This is a genomic window from Nocardia sp. NPDC049737 (genome assembly GCF_040674755.1).
Classification (GTDB): Bacteria; Actinomycetota; Actinomycetes; order Mycobacteriales; family Mycobacteriaceae; genus Nocardia.
Map to the genome: position 1 here is coordinate 17109 of NZ_JBFANH010000027.1, position 22709 is coordinate 39817.

Below are 22709 nucleotides of genomic sequence, written 5' to 3' on the forward strand. Positions count from 1 at the left end.
TAGGCCGATTACCCGAGGCAAGAATACCCCGAATTCGAAAAATTCCAAGACGAGGGCCGAGCTATGCAATCCGATCGTCAGCGAGCGACTGGACGCACAATTGGGAACAGTATCGTTTCCCGGATTCCCAATCCCGTGAGTGCCATCAACAACCGATCGATTCCCATACCGGTACCCGTTGTCGGAGGCATGCCGTGCTCCATCGCCGCGAGGAAGTCCTCGTCGAGTGCCATCGCCTCGTCATCACCTTGTGCGGCAAGCCGCGCTTGATCCACGAACCGCTCGCGTTGGATCACCGGATCGACCAACTCCGAATAGCCAGTTGCCAACTCGAAGCCGCGCACATAGAGGTCCCACTTCTCGGTAACTCCGGGATTGCTGCGATGCTGTCGGGTCAGCGGTGATGTCTCCACCGGGAAGTCACGCACGAAAGTCGGGGCGTAGAGCTTGTCACCGTACTGGTGTTCCCAGAGTTCTTCGACAAGTTTGCCGTGGCCGTAGCCCTTGTCCTCGGGAATTTCCAGTCCGACCCGATCGGCGAGTGCACGCAATTCCTCGATCGAAGTTTCCGGAGTCACCGAAACACCAAGTGCATCGGACAGCGACGGGTACATCTCGACCGTGGTCCACTCGCCGCGGAGATCGTATTCGGTGCCATCGGCAAGGGTTACCACCTGCGTGCCGAAGACCTCCTCGGCAACTTCCTGCACCAATTCCCGAATCATCCGCGCGGAGTCATCATAGGTGCCGTATGCCTCATAGGTTTCCAACATTGCGAACTCCGGGGAATGCGTGGAGTCCGACCCCTCGTTACGGAAGTTCCGGTTGATCTCGAAGACCTGTTCCAGCCCACCGACCACACATCGCTTGAGGAACAGCTCGGGCGCAATTCGCAGGTAGAGATCAATATCGAGGGCATTGGAATGGGTGACGAACGGCCGCGCCGCCGCACCACCGTGCAGCGTCTGCAGCATCGGCGTCTCCACCTCGAGGAAGCCCCGGCGTTCGAGCGCATTGCGCAGCGCGCGCACCACCGCGACCCTGGTCCTGGCCATTTCCCTGGCCTCGGGACGCACGATCAGATCGACATAGCGCTGCCGTACCCGCGACTCCTCGTTCATCTCCTTGTGCGCCACCGGCAGCGGCCGCAGGGCCTTGGCCGACATGGCCCAGGAATCGGCCATGACGCTCAATTCACCGGTCCGTGAGGAGATCACCTCACCGCGCACGAAAACGAAGTCTCCGAGGTCTACATCGGCCTTCCAGGCCGCCAGCGCGTCGGCTCCGACACCGTTGAGGCTGATCATCGCCTGCAGTTTGGTGCCGTCGCCCTCCTGCAGCGTCGCGAAACACAGCTTGCCGGTATTGCGCAGGAAAATGACGCGCCCGACGACACCGACCCGCAGACCGGTCTGGGTGTCGGGCTCGAGCTCCGGATAGGCGCCCCGAATTTCGCCGAGAGTATGTGTGCGCGGCACCACCACCGGATAGGCCTCACCGCCATCGGCGATCAACCGCTCGCGCTTCTCGCGCCGAATCCGCATCTGCTCCGGAACGTCGTCCGCGGCGGGCGCGGGACGGTTGGCTTGCCCCGCAGGAACCGAACCCGCGGAGCGACCGGATGAAGGCGTGTTCGGGTTGCTCACGTTCAACAACACTAGCGGGCACCGGAAATCGATTTGCGGCCCGCCCGGGCACGACCGACCGCTAACGAATCAGCCGCGCCCGGAACTGTCCTTCATGTCCTGTTTCGCGGCCTTCTCCGACACCACGAATAGCGGGCGCGCTCCGGCAATCCTACGAAAGCCATTGCGCACCCGTATGTTTCGAGATGGAAGTGGTTCGGCCAGAAATTTACAGTGTCGCCAGTGCCTCGACCTCGCGGGCGAAGTGCGGCGCGCGGACCCCGACACCGAGCAGGCCGGCCGCCTTCAATGCCTGATAGCCACCGATCACATCGGTGGCCCGATGCAGACCGAGTTCCTGCAGCGCGGCCGCGGCGAGACTGGAGGTATAGCCCTCCGAGCAGACGATGATCCATTCCACATCGTGATCGGTGGCCAGCGCCAGCCGGGCCGAACTCGACGGATCCAGCCGCCATTCCAGGACATTGCGTTCGATCACCAGTGCGCCCGGCAGTGCGCCCTCACGTGCGCGCTGCGCCTGCGGCCGGATATCGACCAGAATCGCGCCCCGATCCAGCGCCTGCGGCGTTTCGAAGGCATAGATCCGATTCAGGCGGGCCCGCGCGTTCTGGAGCATCTGATCGATGGTCAAACGGGTCATCACATATCACCTTCGGGCTGGTCGGTGAGGACTGTTCGGGAGCGCCGCAGGGTGCCGTGGCCGGTCACCTCGTAATAGGACATCGCGGTGAGCGGCGGTGAATAGGCGTGCACGCTGAGCGTCGGATCGAGCGGCCCGACGGATTCCACGGCAGTGCCGTTTCGAGCGACCTGCAAGCAGTCGCTAGCGGCGCCGTTTCGAGCGACCTGCAAGCAGTCGCTAGCGGCGCCGTTTCGAGCGACCTGCAAGCAGTCGCTAGCGGCGCCGTTTCGAGCGACCTGCAAGCAGTCGCCAGCGGCCGGTGCGCGCATCACATCGTGCACCCAGCCGATCGGGAACGAGGCCTGATCCCCCGCGGTCAGGGTGCGTCGGCGCAGTTCCGTTCCGTTCCAGCGGAATTCCGAAAGCGCGCCGCTGAGCACGGTCAATGCGCCGAGCGAGCCGGCGTGATCGTGCAATTCGGTGGATTTGCCGGGCGTCCAGCTGATCAGCCAGACATCGACCTCGTCGTCGGAAAGCAGCCGGGTGGCCCAGCGCTCATCGGTCGGCCAAATTCCATTGGCGGGCAACAGATGGTCGTAACGTCCCGCGAGTACGTCTTCGGCGCCCTCGTCGGTCAGCCGCAGCAGATCGGCGGGACGCAGGCGGGTGGGTAATGCAGAAGAGACGGCACGATCCAGCGGCGGGGTAGCCGAAAGGGCATTACGTGCGGAATTGAGCGAAAGAACGGAAGAACGCATCAGCGAATCTCCAGGAGTATGTCAACGGTCGAGGGACTTGGTCAGCCTCGAACGGTCGAGGCAGGTCAGCCTCGACAACACTCCTGGGTGCTCACGCGGGAATACACGGGAGCGAGTGTAGCAGTGCCGAAACCGGCGGCAAAGTGGCCGGTCATGCGCGAGCACCCCGGGCAGGCATATCAAGCGCCCTTACGGCGCTGATTGCGCTCGTAGACCAGGCGCAACCCGGTCAATGTGAGATGCGGCTCGTGGTGGTCGATGGTCTCCGATTCCGGCACGATCAACGGCGCGGTGTGGCCGGTCGCGACCACCGCGACATCGTCACCGGCGAATGCGTCGAATTCATCGCGAATCCGATCGATCAGGCCGTCCACCAAACCGGCGAAGCCGAATATCGCACCGGATTGGATGGCCTCGACGGTGTTCTTGCCGACCACCGAACGCGGCCGCGCCAACTCGACCCGGCGCAATGCGGCGCGCTCGATGAGCGCCTCGCCGGAGATCTCCACACCCGGCGCGAGCACACCACCGAGAAACTCGCCCTTGGCCGATACCAGATCGACGGTGGTGGCCGTACCGAAATCCACGACAATCGCGGCCGTACCGAAACGATGATGGGCGGCAAGGGTGTTCACGATGCGGTCCGCGCCGATTTCCTTGGGATTGTCCACAAGTAGCGGAATACCGGTTCGCACACCGGGTTCCACCACCACATGCGGCACGTGATCCCAATAGCGAGTGAGCATCGATCTGATCTCGCGCAGTACCGGCGGCACGGTGGACAACGCCGAAACCCCGACGATCTCCTCCACCTGCTCACCGACCAATCCGCGCACCTGCATGGCGAATTCGTCCGCGGTCAGCAGCGGATTGGTATGTATCCGCCAGTGCCGCACCAACTTCGCGTGATTACCACTGCCCGAGAACAATCCGAGCTCAATGCTCGTATTCCGGACATCGATGGTCAGCAGCATCGGCTCAGGCGTGAGCGACGGACACGGCGGCGGCAGCCCGCGTAACCACGGAGGGCCCCGGGAACGCCGCATCGGGCACAGCGGTCAGCGAGCGCGGGGTGACCAGACCGGAACCCTCCGGGGCATGCGCCGGATCGGAACCGAGATCGGTCGCACGATTGTGCTCGTCGACGAATACGACCTTCGGGGCGTATTCCTTCAGCTCCGCCTCGTCCATCATGCCGTAGGCGATCAGGATGACCAGATCACCGGGATGCACGAGATGGGCGGCGGCGCCATTGATTCCGATGACACCCGAACCGCGCTCACCGGCGATCACATAAGTCTCCAAGCGGGCGCCGTTATCGATATCGACAATGCAGACCTGCTCACCCTCGAGCAGATCGGCGGCGTCGAGCAGATCCTGGTCGACGGTCACCGAACCGACATAGTGCAGATCGGCATGGGTCACCGTGGCGCGGTGGATCTTCGACTTCATCATGGTGCGCAACATCGCTGTCGCCCTTCCTAAATATTGGCCTGGGCAGGCTGGGAGTCGGTCGCGGCGGTGCGCGAATCGGGGAGTGTGGGGCCGCCAGCGACTGCTTGCAGGTCGCTCGAAACAACGTCGCTCGACACAACGTCGCTCGACACAACGTCGCTCGACACAACACCGCCACCATCGACGGGCGCGCCGAGTGCGACGGCGGTGTTGTCGATCAAGCGGGTCGAGCCGACCTTGGCGGCGACGAGCAGGCGCGCATTGCCGTTCGCGGGGGCGGGGCCGAGTGCGGACGAGCGCAATTCGAGATAGTCGACATCGACACCGGGAGCCGCGTCGAGCACTGCGCGGGCCGCGGCCAGCACGGCATCCGCACCGAGCGCGCCGGCATGCCGACCCGCGGCCAGCGCCGCCGACAGGGCCAGTGCCGATTCCCGTTGTGCCGCATCGAGATACCGATTGCGGGAAGACAGTGCGAGGCCGTCGTGTTCGCGAACCGTCGGCAACGGGACGATCTTGACGTCCATATTCAGATCGCGCACCATCTGGCGGATCAGGGTGAGCTGCTGATAGTCCTTCTCTCCGAAGAATGCCTCGGTCGGGCGCGCGATATTCAGCAGCTTGGCGACCACGGTCAGCATGCCCGCGAAATGCGTCGGGCGGCTGGCACCTTCGAGCTCGGCGCCGATCGGACCGGGATGCACGGTGGTGCGCGGGCCGTCCGGATACATATCCGAGGCGCTCGGCGCGAATACCAGCTCCACGCCCTCCTTGCGCAGCAATTCGACGTCTGCGTCGAGGGTTCGCGGGTATTTGTCCAGATCCTCGTTTGCGCCGAACTGCAGCGGATTCACGAAAATCGAGACGATGACCACCTGATTGGTCCGCTTGGCCCGGCGCACGATCTCGAGATGCCCCTCGTGCAGTGCGCCCATGGTTGGTACCAGGCCGACGGTACGTCCGACGCCGCGCAGGGCCTTGGAGACCGCGGCGATCACCTCGGGATCGTGGTGCACCGTCAGCTCGCCGCGCCGATACGCGCTCTGCTCGATATGGCGCTCTCCGGGCCCTCCGTGGTTACGCACGCCGCCTCCTCCGGGCCCGTCGATCGCGCCGGGAAAACTTCGGATCCATCATCGGCCTCCCTCCAGCAGCTCGATCAGAGCCGGATTGGTCTTGGCGCGCTCGGCCGTGCGCAGCGACATGGCGCGATAGCCCGCGGCCAAGCGGGTATCGACGGCGGCCATGGCGCTCAGATGTGCGGCAACGGCATCCGCATCACCACGCGCCACCGGACCGGTCAGCGCGGACTGACCGCGGCGCAGGGCGTTGTCGAGGGCGGCCGAGGCCAATGGGGCGAGCAGACGTTCAGCCAGACCGTTCGGTTGATCGTCGACGATCTGCTGGCCGAGCAGGCCGGGGCCAGCGAGTGCGGCGCGTAATGCGTCGACCGCGTCCAGCACCACCGTGACCAGGTGATTACTGCCGTGTGCGAGTGCGGCGTGATAGAGCTGGCGATTCTCTTCCTGCACCCGAACCGGCTCGCCGCCCATCTCGATCACCAGCGATTGCGCGATGGCGAAGCCGATTTCGTCGGCGGCGGTAATGCCGAAGCAGGCATTGCCGAGCCGGGCGACGTCCTCGTCGTGTCCGGTGAAGGTCATGGCCGGATGGATGGCCAGCGGCAATACGCCACGCTCGGCCAGTGGAGCAAGCACGCCCACACCATTGGCGCCAGAGGTATGCGCGACGATGGTGCCGGCGCGGACCACATCCGCGGATACGAGCCCGCGCACCAGCCCGGGTAGTTCGGCATCGGGTACCGCGAGCAGCAGCAATTCGCTGCGTGCGGCCACCTCCTCGACCGGCAGGATTTCGGATTCGGGTAGTCGCGTGCGGGCCCGATGCACCGAGGCATCGGAAATGGCAGCCACGCCGAACACCACGTGTCCGGCGCGCTCGAGCGCCGCGCCGAGTGCGGAACCGACGCGTCCCGCCGAGACGATTCCCACCGTCAAGCGTGCAGGCGCGGGGTCACCCGAAGCAGCGTTGTCAGGGTTGACGCTTCTCGAGGTCAACGTTGTCCTCTCGATGTCGTTCCAGTCCCGGACAGCCGGGTACCAGACGTTACGCACCGAGAATATCGGCCCATCCTTCGCCGATGCCACGGGGCACCCGCGTGATTTACACCGCAGTGTTGGATTTGCTCTGTCTTTTGGCAGCGCCTTCGGCGCCGCGTGTTCGCAGCCAGGGAGTGCGTGGCCCTCACCGCTCGCGCCGGATCAGCGTCCGGTACGGCGTCCGTTTTCTTCCGACTGCAGGTTGGCCATGATCTCGGCCACCGAAAGTCGACGCGACGAATTGCCGGAGTCGGCTTCCGGATCGACGCGGCGACGGCGGCGGGAGGTGGCGGTGCCCGGCGGCGGGACCGTGGTCGTCGGGCGTGGGGCGGGCTCCGGATTCGGGGTCGGCTCCGGTGCCGAGAAGTCCTGCTCGGCTTCGGACGCGGTCGGCTCGGGCTCCGGCAAACGCGGCGGCACGGTGTACTCGAGCGGCTGTAGCCGCGGCGGAACACCGGTCTTATCCGGATCCTCGGTGAACGCGTCGGCCCAGCCGCCAGTGGTGGCCAGCGGGCCGGTGTCGTGCATATCGTCGACCTCGGCGTCGGTGATCTCTGAATCGACCAGATCGTCGAGATCGTCGATCTGGACGATAGCGGTCTCCGCGGTCACCGGATCGTCGAAGGGACTCGCGAAGCGTGGAGGCTCCGGATGATCCGAGTCGAAGACAGGGGTGAAGGTGCTAGGAGATTGCTGAAACGCCATGTCCAGCCAGCTGTCGGCATTCGCCGAGCTATTGTTGGCCGAATTTCCGGATGCGCTCGGCAACTCCTGAATCCGGGTCGCATCGGCGCGCAATGCGGGTCGATCCATCGGCAGATCACCGTCGAAGAGCCGCTGCAGGCTCTCCCGGAGCACGGTGAGTTCGGCGCGCAGGGCGGCCATTTCGGTCGCATCGGCACCCACTTCCGCGCGCACCCGCGCCTCGACGCCGAGCTCGTATTCGCGTCGGGCGGTCACCTCGCGTTCCAACTGGAGTTCGTACACCGTCTGCAGGTCACGGACCTTGGCCTTATCGATCGTGGCTTCCTTGCGGTACCGCGTCGCGGCCAAAGCGCCGATCACGGCCGCCCACAGCGCCGCCACCAAGCCGATCCGAACAAACTGCAGACGGTCACTGAAAACCAGGAAAACGCTGGCAACCAGACCGAGCAGAATCAATACGCCGATGAACAATTTTCCCGCGTCGTCCCGCCGTCGACGAGAGGTGCTGCTACGGGAGGGTGAAACCATGCACGCCAGGGTAGCTTGATCAGCCAGCCGCGCCCAGATTCTCGCGCAGTGATTCCGCCAGGATTATTTGCTATGTAGTTGCCGGATCATCTGAAGGATCCTCCGGAGCCCGACAGCAGTACTCCAGCCACAGTGCCGCAGCTACCAAAGCCACCCCCGCCAGCATCCCGACAATTGCGCCGGGGCTATCCGCCCCCGCCGCATTCAAGGTGTCGCGCTGTGGATAAACCCACAAAAGGAAACCCAGCCATACCCCGGCAGCAAGCGAGCCGACTTGCGCGGACGCCTTGGCCAATGCGACCGCGCGGGCCGCGGTGATCGGATGCAGCTGATGGCTGCCGTCACCGATCTGATGTTCATTGACCCGCGCGCGGATTACGAAACCGAGTGCCACTTCGATCGCGGCGACCGGATAAAGCGATGCGCCCGCGTAAATCGAGATCGGCGGGAAACTGCCATAGGCCATCCGCGTGAGCAACCACGCGATGAGGGCCGCGACGACGACATTCGCGATGAGATCGAAAATCCGGGTCGGCTTCAGTTTCACGACGCCGATCCCTCCGCGGCTGCCGGCAGCACGAATTCGGTCGGTCGGACACCCGCGCGTTCGGCCGCGTCTAGTTCGGCGAGCCAGTCGCGCACCAGCCGCACGGTGCCATCGACCTCGAGTTCCGCGTCCGGCTGCACATCCAGCCACGGGATCAGTACGAAGGCCCGCTTGTGCGCCTGCGGATGCGGCAGGGTCAATTCCGGATCGTCACTGCGACTGACCGCGCCGTCCTCGGCACACCACACCACATCGACATCGAGAGTGCGCGCGCCCCAACGCACTTCGCGCACCCGACCGGCGGCCTGCTCCAACTGCTGGCCGAAGCGCAACCAATCGTGCGGGCCGAATTGCGGATCACCGACCAGCACAATGGCATTGAGATAGTCGTCCTGTTCGACACCGCCCCACGGCGCGGTCGAGTACACCGGCGACACCGCCACCACCCGCTCCCCCAGCCCGTCGACGACGCTGCGCAGATGCGCGAGCCGATCGCCCAGATTCGAGCCGATCGACAAGACGGCGTGACTCATGCCACCACTCCCCGCTGCCGCGAGGTGACCACGCGGACATCGGCGAAGGTATGCGGAATGGGCGCGGACGGTTTGTGCACGACGACCTCGACCGACTGGATGCGTGGATCGGTCATCACATCGTCGGCGATATCGGCGACCACCTTTTCGATGAGATTGCGCGGCGGCCCCTGGATGATCTGCACGGCCCGCTCGGCGAGGGCGCCGTAGTCGATGGTGTTCGCGAGGTCATCGGTGGCCGCGGCGGCGGCGAAATCGGTCCATACCGTCAGATCGACCAGGAATTCCTGGCCGTCGCGGCGTTCATAGTCGAAGCAGCCGTGATAGCCATACGCGCGCAGGCCGCGCAGCTCGATCCGGTCGGGCTGGTGCCCACCAGCCTCCCGGCCGCTATCCCTCATCGAATCGCTGCGCGATGCTGCGGTCATAGAACGGCTCCTCGGGGGCTCTGCCTCGCAGCGCGCTGCCAGGCATCGGTCACGGCAATGGCATCGAGCGAGGCACGCACATCGTGGACGCGGACACCCCAGGCCCCGTGCAGGGCGGCCAGCGCCGACACCGTCGCGGTGGCGGTCTCCCGGCCGTCGGGCGGCCGCGGGCCGGTGGCATCGGCGAGCAGGGAGCCGAGGAAACGTTTACGAGAGGCGCCGATAAGTATCGGCAGCCCGCGGCCGACCAATTCGGGCAGCGCGCCGAGCAGCGCCCAATTGTGTTCGGCATTCTTGGCGAAACCGAGGCCGGGATCGAGCACCAACCGGGACCGGTCGACACCGGCCGCGACGGCCAGTTCCACCTGCGCGGTCAATTCGGCGAGCACCTCGGCGACCACGTCGTCGTAGTGGTCGGCCGGACCGGTGTGCCGATAGTCCGCACCCGCCCGCCAGTGCATGAGGATCCACGGAACCTCAGCCGCCGCAATGACTTTCACCATATCCGGATCGGCGCGACCACCGGAGACGTCGTTGACGACCGAAACTCCGGCCGCGATCGCCGCCTCGGCGACACCGGCCCGCATAGTGTCAACACTGGTCGGCACACCCGCGGCAACCAAACCGCGAATGACCGGAACCACCCGCGCGGCCTCGGTTTCCGGATCGATCCGCACTGCACCGGGCCGGGTCGACTCGCCACCGATATCGATGATGTCGGCGCCCGCCTCGAACAGCTCGATGCCGTGTGCGATGGCCAGACTCGGATCCAGATAGCGGCCGCCGTCGGAGAACGAATCACTGGTGACGTTCACGACCCCCATCACCACACAGGAGCGGTCACCGCTAGCGATTGCTTGCAGGTCGCTCGAAACGACACCGCGCGGCGCGACACTGCTCCGGACGGCATCGGGGGCGTGGGTCGACACCGCGCGGGGCCTCACTTCCGCAGGATCAGATCGAGGGCCTCGGCCCGCGAGGCGGCGTTGGACTGCAGCAGACCGCGCACGGCGGAGGTGGTGGTGCTGGCACCGGGCTTGCGAATACCGCGCATGGCCATGCACAGATGCTCGGCCTCGATCACGACAATGGCACCGCGCGGATCCAGCTTGCGCATGACCGCATCGGCGATCTGGCTGGTCAGCCGCTCCTGCACCTGCGGACGCTTGGCGTACAGATCGACCAGCCTGGCCAGTTTGGACAGTCCGGTCACCCGGCCGTGCGGGCCGGGAATATAGCCGACGTGCGCGACGCCGTGGAAGGACACCAGATGGTGTTCACAGGTCGAGTACAGCGGGATATCGCGAACCAGCACCAATTCCTGGTGCCCCTCGTCGAAGGTGGTGTTCAGCACCGCATCCGGCTCGGTGTAGAGCCCGGCGAACATCTCCCGATAGGCGCGGGCCACCCGCGCGGGCGTATCGATCAGGCCGGGCCGGTCCGGATTCTCGCCGACCGCGATCAGCAGTTCTCGGATCGCGGCCTCGGCTCGGGGCTGATCGAATGGGCGGCCGCTCTCCAGTGCGATCAGGTCCGGCTCGGGGCCCGCACCGTTGTACTTGACCGGTTCGTCGAACTCGTCGAAATTGCTGGCATTCGCAACGGCACCGCCGCTCCCATGCCCGGGGCCACCGACGTGATTGTTGGCCGACAATCGAGGACACCTCCAAAATCTCGGGTACGAGCAATCACCCCGCACCCAGATGGTCGAGCCTAATCGGCACGTGTCAGTGCCGACCGTTCGGTCCATCCCAATCGTGGTTCTCGCCCTCGTTATTCCCGGTGCCGTTGGCGGGCTCGTCATAGCCGTCGTTGCCCCGGCCCGGCTGACCCCATGGCTGTTGCGGCTGCGGGTAGCCGTGGCGCGGCTGCGGCTCACCCTGCCAGCCGCCGTAGCCCGGCTGACCCGACTGCTGCTGCTCGTCGCGCGGCGGCCACCCCGGGGCCGACCAACCGGCCGGAGCACCATAATCCGGCCGTGAGCCGTGCGTCGCGCCCTGTCGCGGATAAGCCGGGGAGGGGGCCTGCGGCAACGGGTAACCGGGCGCGGGCTGCTCGGGGTGACCGCCGCCGTAGCGCGGTTCCTGATAACCACCGTCCGGGTAGCCATTGGCCACGGCGGGTTCACGCTGCGGCAGCTTCGGCAGCGCCGGCGCCTGCGGGGGCCACGGCTCGCCGCGCTCGGCGGCCAGTTCGCCCGGGGTCTTCACCGGCGGCTTATCCGATGGCACGCGCTCGCCGAAATCGTTGAACGCCGTGATGCGCGGCCGCTTCTGCACCGCGGCGAGGATCTCCTCGAGATCCTTGCGGTGCAAGGTCTCCCGCTCCAGCAGTGCCGTGGCGAGCACATCGAGCACATCGCGGTACTCGTTGAGGATTGCCCACGCCTCGGTGTGCGCGGCCTCGATCAGGTTGCGCACCTCCTCATCGATGGCGCCGGCGACCTCGTGCGAGTAATCCGAACCCATGCCCATCGAGCGCCCGAGGAACGGGTCGCCCTGCTCTTGGCCGTAGCGCACCGCGCCCAGACGTGCGCTCATGCCGTATTCGGTGACCATCGCGCGCGCGATCTTGGTGGCCTGGTCGATATCCGAGGACGCACCGGTGGTCGGCTCGTGGAACACCAGTTCCTCGGCCGCGCGGCCGCCCATCGCCATGACCAGGCGGGCGATCATCTCCGAGCGGGTCATCAGGCCCTTGTCGTCCTCGGGCACCGTCATGGCGTGGCCGCCGGTGCGACCGCGGGCCAGGATGGTCACCTTGTAGACCGGCTCGATATCCGGCATCGCCCAGGCGGCCAGGGTGTGGCCGCCCTCGTGGTAGGCGGTGATCTTCTTCTCGTGCTCGCTGATGATGCGGCTCTTACGGCGCGGACCACCGACGACGCGGTCCACCGACTCCTCGAGTTGCTCGCCGGTGATCACCGCGCCGTTCTCACGGGCGGTGAGCAGTGCGGCCTCGTTGACGACATTGGCCAGATCCGCGCCGGACATGCCGACGGTGCGCTTGGCCAGACCGTCGAGATCGGCCTCCGGCGAGATCGGCTTGCCCTGCGAATGCACCCGCAGGATGGCACGACGCCCGGCCAGGTCCGGATTGCTGACCGGGATCTGCCGGTCGAACCGGCCCGGACGCAGCAAGGCCGGATCGAGGATGTCGGGGCGATTGGTCGCGGCGATCAGGATGACGCCGGTGCGATCGCCGAAGCCGTCCATCTCGACGAGCAACTGGTTCAGCGTCTGCTCACGCTCGTCGTGACCACCGCCGAGTCCGGCGCCGCGCTGGCGGCCGACCGCGTCGATCTCGTCGACGAAGATGATGCACGGGCTGTTCTGCTTGGCCTGCTCGAACAGGTCGCGCACGCGGGAGGCGCCGACACCGACGAACATCTCGACGAAGTCCGAACCGGAGATGGTGAAGAACGGCACCCCGGCCTCACCCGCGACGGCACGCGCCAGCAGGGTCTTACCGGTACCGGGCGGGCCGTAGAGCAGCACGCCCTTCGGGATCTTCGCGCCCAGCGCCTGGTAGCGCACCGGGTTCTGCAGGAAGTCCTTGATTTCGTAGAGCTCTTCGACGGCCTCGTCGGCGCCGGCCACATCCGCGAAGGTGGTCTTGGGCATGTCCTTGGACAGCTGTTTGGCCTTGGACTTGCCGAAGCCCATCATGCCGCCGCGACCACCGCCCTGCATGCGCGACATCACAAAGATGAACAGGCCCAACAAGATCACCATCGGCAGCACGAACAACAGGATCTGGGTGAACCAGCTGTCCTGTTTGACCACGGTGTTGAATGGTGCGCCGGACTTCTGTACGGCATCGAAGACCTGGTTGGAGGTCTCACTGCCACCGGGATACTTGGCGATGACCTTCTTCGAGCCCGAGGTGGCGTCGTTCCCGTTGTTCAGCTCGATGCGCAGCTGCTGCTCGCGATCGTCGATCTGGACGTTCTTGACGTTGCTCTTGTCGTTCAGCTGACTCAACGCCACCGAGGTATCGACGCTCTTCCAGCCGCGCGTGTCATTGCCGAAATAGCTGAACGCATAAATCACGAGCAAAATGCCCGAGACTATGGCCAGGGTGCGAAACACAGTCTTGCGGTTCATAGAGCTTAGGCCGGGCGGCCAGTCCTTTCCGGGTGTCTCCGGTGCATGCCTAGCGTGGCGTCGGGCGCGTCCCGTCCGGTGTTCGGATGCGGACATGCCACGTTACCGCGTACGGTCTAGTCGATACATCGCGCAGTTCGGCAGCTGGTGTAGTTCGACAGGTAAACGGTCGGGGAACGTCCGTGGTTCCCGAAGTCTCCGGTCGGGTTACGCCAAGTGGTCACAATCATGTCATGTTCGGCCTATCGTGAGCGACGACACATAAGAGCGCAGGGGGTATGGACATAGTTGAGCTACGGACACCCACAGCGATAGTGCGGCACGGCCGAGGACGACTTATCGTTCTACGCCCGGGCAGCGAGGGCGAGCGCGTCCTGGATGTGCCGGTCACCGACCTGCTCAAAGTTAGGCTGAACCGCCGGGCCGACGATGCGGTCGTCATCGAGATCTATCTGCGTTATCCCACGCCGGTGCTCACCGGCGTCCCCGCCGACCGCACACCATTACCGGTATTGATAGCCGAACACGATTTCCCCGCGGCCGCCGAAATCGTCGAGCGCATCAACGATCAGATCCGGGCCAGCCAGCGCATCGATGTGGCCGCACCCGATCTACAACCGCCCGCCCCGCAGTGGGGTAAGAGCGGGCCGACCCGAGCCGATGTCGATCGAGCCGTGCGGCGGATGGCGCCCAAGCGCGAAGCCAAGGCCGCGATAGCCGCGCTGCATCGCTACGTCACCATCGACGAATACGTGCTGGAGACCGCCATCGTGGTGGCCCATTCGCCCGCGGGCAGCGGTCCTGGCCTGCTGGCCGCGACCACCGGACGGCTGCTGTTCATCTCCATCGGCCCCGGTGACAGGTACGCGCACGAGCTACCCATCCCGGTCGTGATGTGGGCGCGCACCACCGACGGCGCGTTGACCACGCCCGGTGAGATCGGCTCGGTGCGCGGTGAGACCGGCATCGATGTGCACGACGGAAACGTCACGTTGCATTTCACCGGCACCGATCGGGCCGATACCGAGCGCGTCACCTGCGCGGTGAATTTCGCCGTCCGGCGCGATTCGGCCGACGGTGCGGCCGGTCCGTCCGATCCGGGTGTCGCCCAGCTCTATTCCGAGTGGGAATTACTGGTGGAGCGACACTCCCTTGGCATGGTCGATGACGGACAGTTCCAGCGCTACGGGCGCGGGATCCTGCGCTCACTCCCCGACGGGCACTGATTGCAATGTGATCCGCCGCCACGGGCTGGTCGGACGCAACCACAGGCGCAGCAGTTCCATGCGCCGATCCACGCCGCCGTTCTTGAGTTCGGCCAGATCCTCACAGGCCTGCCAATAGGTCCAGCCGGTCAGGTAGGCATCACCGAATTGGCGCCAATTCTGGTATTTGCGCTGGGCCAGCGGCAGTGCCCGCATCAGATAGTCCCAGGCCATCTCGGCGTCGAGATAGCCCGCGGTGAAGGCCATTCGGGCCACCGCGACCACCCGGGCCAGATCCCAGGCATGGATATCGCTGGGCAGCGGGCGGGCCAGATGTTCGGTGAAACCGATTTTGATCGCCTGCGACCAGATGTCGTAATCGCGGACCAGCGCCTCCGGATTGTCCATCCCCCGGAACGAACCGACCTGCCGCAGGAAGGCCCGATGTCGATCGGCCCGCTCACCGAACCGGTCGCGCTCACTGGCATTGATCGATGCCATTACCAACGGGTGCACCATCGCGTACAGCGGCGCGTGCATCCCTTCGAGCAGCTGCTCCATGGAGGCCTGCGCCTCGGTGCCGTCGGTGATGCCCCACGCGCCGGTGAGCGTGTCGATGGCGAGTTCGCGCCGGTCACCGAGCGGATGATCGCGCTCTGGGCCGAGCAGCAGCGCATCGTGGAAGGCATCCCAGCGCGCCGAATAGAACCCGCCGAGTGCGAGCGCGCGCAGCTCGTCATCCGATACCGCCGCGCCGGACCAGTGGTCCTCTTCCCGCTTGTCGAGCTCGTCGTAGGGGAATGTTGTCAAGGTCGGTACACCGCGGGCAGGCATACCCCCGATTGTTCACTATGGATCTTGGATGGACCTGTGTAATCGCTCGGCTTCATCGGATCTGTTTCTTGGCCTGCCTTACCTCGACAATGGGCAGTAGTGTGCTCCCATGAGTAGCAACATCACCCTCCTTCGTGGCCTGGATCCTGCGCCTACCGAGCAGGAAATCTATGCTGCCGCACTGCAGTACGTGCGTACGGTCGGTGGCGTGTCCGGCCTGAGCACCACAACCAAGGCGGCCGTGGACAAGGCGGTGAACGCCATCGCGGCAGCGACCACGCAATTGCTCGCGGATCTACCGGATGTGCGGGTCGCACCGGCCACCGAACCGCCGCTACGCCGCGATCGCGCGGTCGCGGAGAGGGAGTAGTTCGTAGCGTTTCAAGGTAGGGCGTCTGCGCCGTAGGTGGCGACGCAGGCCAGTGCGATCTCCAGCGGCAGACTGCGCGCTTCGATCGGATGGCCGAGCAGTTCCTCGATCCGCTGGATCCGATAGCGGACCGTGTTCTTGTGCACACCGAGTAATTTCGCCGTGGCCTCCGGGCTGCGATGGCTTTTCAGATATGCGTGCAGTGTTTCGCGCAGCCGTGTGGCATTGACATCACGGCCAGCCAGCGCGCGAATTTCGCGCCCGATCAGACCGCGCATGGCCGCGTCGTCAGCGCCCACCAGGTAGGCGATCTCCACCTCGCGATATGCGGTGACCCGCGCTCGATCCGCCGGAGCGCGCTCGGCGACGTGCCTGGCCGCGACGGCCTCATGATGGCTGCGCCGGAACCCGGCGGTCTGCGGCGCGGGCACCCCGAACGCGGCCCGCACCGGCGACTGCACCTGACCGAGCACCATTCGCTCGATCTCCCCCGGCACCGCCAATTCGGCGGCATGCGCGTCGTCGTCCAAACCCACCCAGGCCCACATGCCGCTCGCGCCGGAAGCGACCGAGAGCACCTGGTTACTGCCGAGCGCGGTGCCCAATCGTGTCGCCACCCGATCCAGCAAGCCGCTCGACTCACTGTCCGGCTCGCCGGTGGTCTCATCGGTCCACAGCACAAATGCCAAGTGCTGCTTGGCAAGTCGGTAGCCGAGCCGGACCGAAGCCTGGTCGATATCGAGTTCGTCACCGGCGAGCAGCGCACGCACGATTTCGGTGCGGCGGTTGAGGGCGGCGCGCATTACGCGCTCGCGTTCCTCCATGTAGGTATCGGTGAGCGTCTCCACGGAAATGCTGACCCATCGGGTGGAACGCTCGAACAGCCGCAGCATTACCGCCCGCTCGATTTCGGGTGGCGGCTGGCGTTCGTCGACGGCGTCGGTCATGTAGTCGAGCACTGCCTCCTGCCCGACATGATAAGTCCGCAGTAGTAGCCGAAGGTCGTAGCCGCGCCGGGCGAGGGTTCTGGCGAAGGCGTGCGCCTCCTCCGGCAGGGCGAATTCGATGGTGTCGCTGGTGAGGTTGGCCAGCACCACCCTGGCATGTGCGCGGGTGCTGGCGGCCAGGTCGCGACGCATATCGCGATCGGCGAGTTCCGGGATGTGCGCAATGATCGCGTTGTCGAGGCGGTCGACGACCTGTTCGAGGGCCTGGGTGCGCATGGTCTCGTAGACGTATTGGGCCAGCCAGTCGCGGACCACTGCGCTATTGGGGCTGATCCGGCCGGTGCTCATGCAATCTCCGAATTGTGCTTCGAGAACAAAAACGGCCTCATTCGTTGACAAATCGGGCCAAGAAAGTCCACCAACCTTGTGTCACGATCATAGGTCAGTGAACTGATTCACAGCGATCAGCGGTGCACAGCACAACGTAGTGGGAGAACAGCGTGACCGATACCGTGCCCGGCGCGGCCGAGAAGAAAACTGCGCGCAAGACAGCGGCCGAGAAAGTGGATCCGGAACTCATCGAGGTGCGCAACCCGGGCACCGGCGCGGTGGTCGGCACCGTGCCGAACGAGAGCGCCGCCGCCGTCGCGGCCAAGATTCGCGAATTGCGCCTGTTCCAGCCGGAGTGGGAGGCCATCGGTCCCGACGGGCGCAAGAAATGGCTGCTCGCGCTGCAGGACTGGATCATCGACAACACCGAGCACCTGGCGGATGTGCTGCAGGCCGAGGCGGGCAAACCACGGGTGGACGCGCTGATCGACCCGGCCTTCTCCACTGATCTGATCGGCTACTACGCGCGCCGGGCGGGCAAATTCCTCGCGGATGACCACCCCTCGCCGCACAGCCCGCTGGCCCGGGTCAAGAAGTTGACCACGGTGTACAAGCCGTACCCGGTGGTCGGCGTGATCACGCCGTGGAACTTCCCGCTAGCCATGCCGGTCATCGACGTGATTCCGGCGCTGGCCGCGGGTGCCGCGGTGATTCTCAAGCCGTCGGAGGTGACTCCGCTTTCCGCGGTCGAATTGGCAAGAGGCTGGGCCGAAATCGGTGCGCCGCCGGTTTTCGCGGTGGTCACCGGTGCGGGCGCGACGGGTGCGGCAGTGGTCGAGAATGCCGACTACATCCAGTTCACCGGTTCGACCACGACCGGGCGCAGGATCGCCGCCGCCTGTGTCGAGCGGTTGATTCCCTACAGCCTGGAATTGGGCGGTAAGGATCCGGCGATTGTGCTGGCCGACGCCGATTTGGATCGGGCCGCGCACGGCATCGCCTTCGGCGGCATGTTCAATTCGGGCCAGGTCTGCATTTCGGTGGAGCGGGTGTATGTCGAGGCTCCGGTCTACGACGAATTCGTCGCCAAGCTCACCGACGCGGTCAAGAATCTGCGGCAGGGTCTCGACGGGCGCGAGTCCAAATACGACGTGGGCGCGCTGGCCAATGAGAACCAGGTCCAGATCGTGCAGCGGCATGTCGACGAGGCCGTCGCGGCGGGTGCCAGGGTGACCACCGGCGGTAAGCGCACCGGTGTCGGCACCCTGTTCGAACCGACCGTGCTGGTCGATGTCGACCACACCATGTCCTGTATTACCGAGGAGACCTTCGGCCCGACCCTGCCGGTGATCAAGGTCGCCGATGAGGCGGAAGCCGTTCGGCTGGCCAATGATTCGATCTATGGCCTGTCGGCCTCGGTGTGGACCGGCGATAAGGAACGCGGCGAGCGGGTGGCCCGTGCCCTCGAGGCCGGTGCGGTGAATATCAACGACGTCTTCGTCAATCTGTTCAGCTTCGCGCTGCCGATGGGCGGCTGGGGGCAGTCCGGTGTGGGTGCACGTTGGGGCGGCGCGAACGGGGTCCGCAAATACTGCAGGCAGAAGGCGATCACCACGCCGATCCTGCCGACCCAGCAGAAGGAACTGCTGTGGTTCCCGTACCAGATGCCGAAGGTGCTGTTCGGGCTCGGCGCCATGCGTGCCGCCGGCGCTCGCGGACTGCGGCGCATCGATATCGCGGCAATCCTGAAACTCAAGGGAGACAACAAGTGACCGGGGACCGAGACGCGGCGAAGATTCGCGGCAAGGTCGTCGTCATCACCGGCGGCGCGCGCGGCATCGGACTGGCCACGGCGACCGCGCTGCAGGCGCTCGGCGCCAAGATCGCGATCGGCGATATCGACGAAACCACGGTCAAGGAATCCGGCACCGCGCGCGATTTCGAGCTCTACGGGCGGCTCGATGTCACCGACCCCACCTCGTTCGAGAGTTTCCTCGACGAGGTCGAGCGCACCATCGGCCCGATCGACGTGCTGATCAACAATGCGGGCATCATGCCGACCGGCAAATTCGCCGATGAGCCGGATCAGATCACCCGCCGGATCCTGGATATCAATGTCTACGGCGTCATCCTTGGCTCCAAACTCGGACTGACGCGCATGCTGGCGCGCAAAAGCGGGCACATCATCAACATCGCCTCGCTCGCGGGCGAGACGCATATTCCGGGCCTGGCGACCTATAACGCCAGCAAGCATGCGGTGCTCGGCTTCACCGACACCCTGCGTGAGGAGTACCGGGGTTCGGGTGTCGCGTTCTCGTCGGTACTGCCGACGCTGACGAATACCGAACTCGGCTCCGGTGTGAGCGGCCCGAAGCTACTGCGTCCGGCCGAGCCGGAGGAGATCGCCGATGCGATCGCCGCGCTGATCGCCGCGCCGAAATCCAAGGTCCGGGTCACGGCGGTGGCCGGATTCCTGTCGCAGCTGGTGAATCTGCTGCCGGAGCCGGTGGCCGATGGGCTGGCCAGGGCGCTGGGTTCGAGCAATGCCTTCCTCGAGGACGTGGACGCGGCCAAGCGCCAGGCCTACGAGGATCGGGCACGCAGTCTCTGAGCGATCGATGAAGGCGCCGTGGTCGGGTCATCGACCACGGCGCCTTCGCGTTGAACGGCCTCGGGACGGCGGTTTCCGAGCCGATCGAACGAGATGGCAAACATAACAGTGACGAACATCACTATCTGCCCCGGTAGCAGCAGCACCCCCGTTGCGGGCCGGTTTCTCGACAGTGACCGACCACACTTCAGCACTCGCACGAACACATTCAGCGCCACATCGTTGCTGGTCATACGCCCAATTAACTTTGCACGCCGCGGCGCTAGTCCAGGGTGCCGGAGATTCGCCGAGTCGATGATGCAAATGACCATGACAAGCCATATGCTGTGTCTAACAAACCTGCCGACTGTTTCGGCTGCCATATCCAGACTTTCCGGCCTTAATAGGCTGGAAATTCAGGACCGATTCTGATAGCAAGGGGCTATGGACCCGCATTTGCGCGACCTGCGGTATTTCGTCGCCGTCGCTGAGGAACTGCACTTCACCAACGCCGCCCAGCGGCTGCACATCGCTCAACCCACCCTCTCGCGTCAGATTCGTCAGCTGGAACGCCAGCTCGACGTGGTCCTGTTCGACCGCAACCAGCGCAGTGTCGCGCTGACCGTCGCGGGTAAGGAACTGCTCGAAGGCGCCCGCAAGATCCTGGAGCTCTGGGAGGTCACCAACGTCTCGCTGCAGGAAGCGGGCGAGGTGCTGCGCGTCGGCATCCAGTCCGCGCTCGGCCGCGGGCTGCTCAACGATCTGGAGAGCGCGAGCGGACACCGCCTCGCACTGCACGCCGCCTCCTGGACCGACCCGTCCAGCGGTCTGGCCGGCCGACAGGCCGACCTGGCATTGGTCTGGCTTCCGCTACCCGACTCGAACCGCTACCGCTGGCAGGTGCTGCGCACCGAGCCGCGGTGGGTGCTGCTGCCGGAGAACCATCCACTGGCCGAGAACGAGACCATCGACTTCGCCGACCTGCTGGACGAGCCGTTCATCGCACTGCCCACCGAGGCCGGTGCGGTGCGCGACTTCTGGCTCGGCAACGATGCTCGCAACGGCCGTCAGCCAAAGATCGGCGCCGAGGCAGCGACGCCCGAGGACAAGCTGGAGGCCGTGAGTCTGGGCCTCGGCGTCTGCCTGCTGGCCGAGAACAATGTGCCGATGTACCGCTGGCCGGGTCTGACCGCCCGCCCCCTCGCCGGACTCGCCCCGTGCGAACTGGCAGTGGCCTGGCGCGCCGACGACAACCGACCGACCATCCTCGAATTCGCCGCGCGCGCGGTGGACGGTGGTTTCGCGGTGCAGCATCAGCCCGCGGTCGCGAGTTAGTCGCTCGTCCCGTTCACACTCCTCCCAGCCCGACGGAGCGAGCTTACGAGCGACGTTCGCGGCCCGTCTCGCGTCCGAGCCGTCGAAGCGCATGCGACGAAGTCGCGAGTCTCGACGGCCTTCGCTAGCGACTGCTTGCAGGTCGCTCGAAAGGGTCGGACGCGCGACACCAGGGGGCCGCGAACACGCAGCGCCGCAGGCGATGCAAATCAGACACAGTCGTTTACCGTTCGCTTCCAGGGGTGAATCGACTCGAGTTGCGCCGCGAGGCGCAGCAGAATCGATTCACTGCCGGGCGGTGCCGTGAGTTGAGCGGCGACCGGAGTTTTGGATCTGGGGTGCATGCCCATCGGGATCGACGCGGCGGGCCAGCCGACCAGATTCCACAGCGGTGTGAACGGTGAATACCGAGCGCTGATAACAACATTCGCGAGCCAACCCAGCATGTGCCAAGCCCTGGCCCGCGGTGGTGGCGCGGCGAGCGTCGGGGTGATCACCACGTGGTAGCGCTCGAAGAAATCCAGCAGTCGCGCCTCGACCCGGTCCACCTGGGCCGGGCGCACCAGCCGAAACCGCTGGACGAGCCGACCGAGTGCGACGTGACGGCGGGTGCGCCGCTGCAGACGTTCGGGGCGGACGAGATTCGCCGCCTCACGCGCAGCGAATGCCAACCAGCGCAGGCCGACCGAGACGAGCGATTCGCCGTAGGGCAGTGTCACCGATTCCACCAGGTGCCCTGCCGCGGCGGCGGCCGAAGCAGCGGTACGGGCCGCCGCGGTCCAGTGCCGATCGACCCGGAACAACCGGGACGGGGGCGCAACGGCCAGCCCGATGCGTAGTCGGCCCGGCGGTTCCAACTCGGCTAGGTCCGGGCGCGCGGCCAGCACGGACAGCGCGAGCGCGGCATCGCCAACCGTCGTTGCGAGCACACCGTTTTCGACCATCCCGGACCAGGAATCGACGCCTACCTCGGCGGGCACGGTATACCGTCCGGGCTTGATCCCGAAGACCCCGCAGCAGGCCGCGGGAATGCGCACCGAACCGAGACCGTCGTCGCCGTGCGCCACCGGTACCAATCCGGCCGCCACGGCCGCGGCCGAACCGCCGGAGGAGCCACCAGGGCTGCGCGCGGGATTCCATGGGTTCCGGGTGATGCGGCCCTCGCTCTCGGTCGTGCCCCACAGGCCCAGTTCGGGGACCGCCGTCAGCCCGACCACCACCGCGCCCGCGGCCCGCAGTCTGCGCACCACCGGATGGTCGGCGGTTGCCGGGCGGGTATCGGTCGCGGTGGAACCGGCGAGCGGCGCTTCACCCTCGACCGCGATGTTGTGTTTTATCGCGATGGGCACACCCGCAAGCGGCAGCAGATCCAGATCGGAACGCTGTTCGAGCGCGAGCGCCTCGGCCCGTGCCTTAGCGGAGCGGACGACCGTGAACGCATTCGTCTTTCGGTTCCCGGCGGCGATCAAATCCAGGGCAATATCGACGGATTCGATCGGCGTCAGCGAGCCATCGCGGACACTCGCCGCGATTGCCGCCGCCGGACCTCGTGACAGGCCGGATTCGCGTGGCATGCTGGAGTCCATCGAAGCATGTACGGCGTCGGTCTCGCCCACCGCAACCCCATGGGCGGCCTGCACCTCCGGGGCT

The 22709-nt window shown here is 65.7% G+C and carries 21 protein-coding genes and 2 pseudogenes; 5 read left to right on the forward strand and 18 right to left on the reverse strand.

The features are described 5' to 3' along the window. Positions 1 to 77: 77 nt before the first annotated feature. The 15 genes and pseudogenes from lysS to ftsH form a co-directional block, all read right to left on the reverse strand. Complete coding sequence (lysS, locus tag AB0J47_RS30820; RefSeq protein ID WP_364354206.1) at positions 78 to 1544, reverse strand: lysine--tRNA ligase; 1467 nt, start codon at positions 1542 to 1544, stop codon at positions 78 to 80. Positions 1545 to 1854: 310 nt separating this feature from the next. Beyond that, on the reverse strand, positions 1855 to 2277 hold the full coding sequence (locus AB0J47_RS30825; protein ID WP_364354209.1) for a rhodanese-like domain-containing protein: 423 nt from the start codon (positions 2275 to 2277) through the stop codon (positions 1855 to 1857). Between the two features lie 8 nt (positions 2278 to 2285). Further along, positions 2286 to 2411: pseudogene (locus AB0J47_RS30830) on the reverse strand (cysteine dioxygenase); the annotation flags it as partial. A 174-nt stretch (positions 2412 to 2585) separates the two neighbouring features. Beyond that, positions 2586 to 3026 (reverse strand): annotated as a pseudogene (locus tag AB0J47_RS30835) (cysteine dioxygenase); the annotation flags it as partial. Between the two features lie 179 nt (positions 3027 to 3205). Next, positions 3206 to 4000: a type III pantothenate kinase gene (locus AB0J47_RS30840; RefSeq protein ID WP_364353913.1), complete on the reverse strand. Its 795-nt coding sequence runs from the start codon at positions 3998 to 4000 to the stop codon at positions 3206 to 3208. A 4-nt stretch (positions 4001 to 4004) separates the two neighbouring features. Next, positions 4005 to 4493 carry an aspartate 1-decarboxylase gene (gene panD / locus AB0J47_RS30845; RefSeq protein WP_364353916.1) on the reverse strand — a complete coding sequence of 163 codons (489 nt, stop codon included), beginning with the start codon at positions 4491 to 4493 and terminating at the stop codon, positions 4005 to 4007. Positions 4494 to 4507: 14 nt separating this feature from the next. Then, on the reverse strand, positions 4508 to 5566 hold the full coding sequence (gene panC, locus AB0J47_RS30850) for a pantoate--beta-alanine ligase (protein WP_364353919.1): 1059 nt from the start codon (positions 5564 to 5566) through the stop codon (positions 4508 to 4510). 48 nt (positions 5567 to 5614) lie between these two features. Continuing rightward, positions 5615 to 6559, reverse strand: coding sequence for a DUF2520 domain-containing protein (locus tag AB0J47_RS30855; protein ID WP_364353922.1), 945 nt, complete (start codon positions 6557 to 6559; stop codon positions 5615 to 5617). A gap of 204 nt (positions 6560 to 6763) precedes the next feature. Then, positions 6764 to 7834, reverse strand: a complete 1071-nt coding sequence (locus AB0J47_RS30860) for a DUF6779 domain-containing protein (RefSeq protein ID WP_364353925.1) — start codon at positions 7832 to 7834, stop codon at positions 6764 to 6766. Between the two features lie 70 nt (positions 7835 to 7904). Continuing rightward, positions 7905 to 8375: a DUF3180 domain-containing protein gene (locus tag AB0J47_RS30865; protein ID WP_364354212.1), complete on the reverse strand. Its 471-nt coding sequence runs from the start codon at positions 8373 to 8375 to the stop codon at positions 7905 to 7907. A gap of 2 nt (positions 8376 to 8377) precedes the next feature. Further along, positions 8378 to 8914 carry a 2-amino-4-hydroxy-6-hydroxymethyldihydropteridine diphosphokinase gene (folK, locus tag AB0J47_RS30870; RefSeq protein ID WP_364353928.1) on the reverse strand — a complete coding sequence of 179 codons (537 nt, stop codon included), beginning with the start codon at positions 8912 to 8914 and terminating at the stop codon, positions 8378 to 8380. Continuing rightward, entirely contained in the window at positions 8911 to 9315 is a 405-nt protein-coding gene (folB, locus tag AB0J47_RS30875) for a dihydroneopterin aldolase (RefSeq protein ID WP_364354215.1), read from the reverse strand. Before folB ends, folK begins: the two co-directional genes overlap by 4 nt. 23 nt (positions 9316 to 9338) lie before the next feature. Further along, entirely contained in the window at positions 9339 to 10166 is an 828-nt protein-coding gene (gene folP, locus AB0J47_RS30880; protein WP_364353931.1) for a dihydropteroate synthase, read from the reverse strand. 116 nt (positions 10167 to 10282) lie between these two features. Then, positions 10283 to 10873 (reverse strand): GTP cyclohydrolase I FolE, encoded by a 591-nt coding sequence (gene folE, locus AB0J47_RS30885; RefSeq protein ID WP_364354218.1) that lies wholly within the window; start codon positions 10871 to 10873, stop codon positions 10283 to 10285. 196 nt (positions 10874 to 11069) lie between these two features. After that, complete coding sequence (gene ftsH, locus AB0J47_RS30890) at positions 11070 to 13448, reverse strand: ATP-dependent zinc metalloprotease FtsH (RefSeq protein WP_364353934.1); 2379 nt, start codon at positions 13446 to 13448, stop codon at positions 11070 to 11072. Positions 13449 to 13726: 278 nt separating this feature from the next. On the opposite strand from ftsH, the gene AB0J47_RS30895 reads away from it, so the two are divergent. Continuing rightward, on the forward strand, positions 13727 to 14674 hold the full coding sequence (locus AB0J47_RS30895; RefSeq protein ID WP_364353937.1) for a hypothetical protein: 948 nt from the start codon (positions 13727 to 13729) through the stop codon (positions 14672 to 14674). On the opposite strand, the gene AB0J47_RS30900 is transcribed toward AB0J47_RS30895, so the two are convergent. Continuing rightward, the gene (locus AB0J47_RS30900; RefSeq protein WP_364353940.1) at positions 14654 to 15487 is read right to left on the reverse strand and encodes a DUF1266 domain-containing protein; all 834 of its coding nucleotides are present in this window, start codon (positions 15485 to 15487) and stop codon (positions 14654 to 14656) included. The two genes, AB0J47_RS30895 and AB0J47_RS30900, sit on opposite strands and share 21 nt — an antisense overlap. Positions 15488 to 15596: 109 nt before the next feature. Between AB0J47_RS30900 and AB0J47_RS30905 the strand changes: the two genes are divergently transcribed. After that, on the forward strand, positions 15597 to 15857 hold the full coding sequence (locus AB0J47_RS30905) for a DUF2277 domain-containing protein (RefSeq protein WP_364353942.1): 261 nt from the start codon (positions 15597 to 15599) through the stop codon (positions 15855 to 15857). An 11-nt stretch (positions 15858 to 15868) separates the two neighbouring features. Here the strand turns inward: AB0J47_RS30905 and AB0J47_RS30910 are convergent, their stop codons facing one another. Then, the gene (locus AB0J47_RS30910; protein WP_364353944.1) at positions 15869 to 17152 is read right to left on the reverse strand and encodes a helix-turn-helix domain-containing protein; all 1284 of its coding nucleotides are present in this window, start codon (positions 17150 to 17152) and stop codon (positions 15869 to 15871) included. Between the two features lie 215 nt (positions 17153 to 17367). Between AB0J47_RS30910 and AB0J47_RS30915 the strand changes: the two genes are divergently transcribed. The 3 genes from AB0J47_RS30915 to AB0J47_RS30925 all read left to right on the forward strand — a co-directional run bounded on the left by AB0J47_RS30915 (position 17368) and on the right by AB0J47_RS30925 (position 21059). Next, positions 17368 to 18906 carry an aldehyde dehydrogenase family protein gene (locus tag AB0J47_RS30915; protein ID WP_364354221.1) on the forward strand — a complete coding sequence of 513 codons (1539 nt, stop codon included), beginning with the start codon at positions 17368 to 17370 and terminating at the stop codon, positions 18904 to 18906. Next, positions 18903 to 19745, forward strand: coding sequence for an SDR family oxidoreductase (locus AB0J47_RS30920; protein ID WP_364353947.1), 843 nt, complete (start codon positions 18903 to 18905; stop codon positions 19743 to 19745). Before AB0J47_RS30915 ends, AB0J47_RS30920 begins: the two co-directional genes overlap by 4 nt. A gap of 423 nt (positions 19746 to 20168) precedes the next feature. Continuing rightward, positions 20169 to 21059: a LysR substrate-binding domain-containing protein gene (locus tag AB0J47_RS30925; protein WP_364353950.1), complete on the forward strand. Its 891-nt coding sequence runs from the start codon at positions 20169 to 20171 to the stop codon at positions 21057 to 21059. 209 nt (positions 21060 to 21268) lie between these two features. Here AB0J47_RS30925 and AB0J47_RS30930 read toward each other — a convergent pair whose 3' ends face one another. Then, the gene (locus AB0J47_RS30930) at positions 21269 to 22633 is read right to left on the reverse strand and encodes an amidase family protein (RefSeq protein ID WP_364354224.1); all 1365 of its coding nucleotides are present in this window, start codon (positions 22631 to 22633) and stop codon (positions 21269 to 21271) included. Between the last annotated feature and the right edge of the window lie 76 nt (positions 22634 to 22709).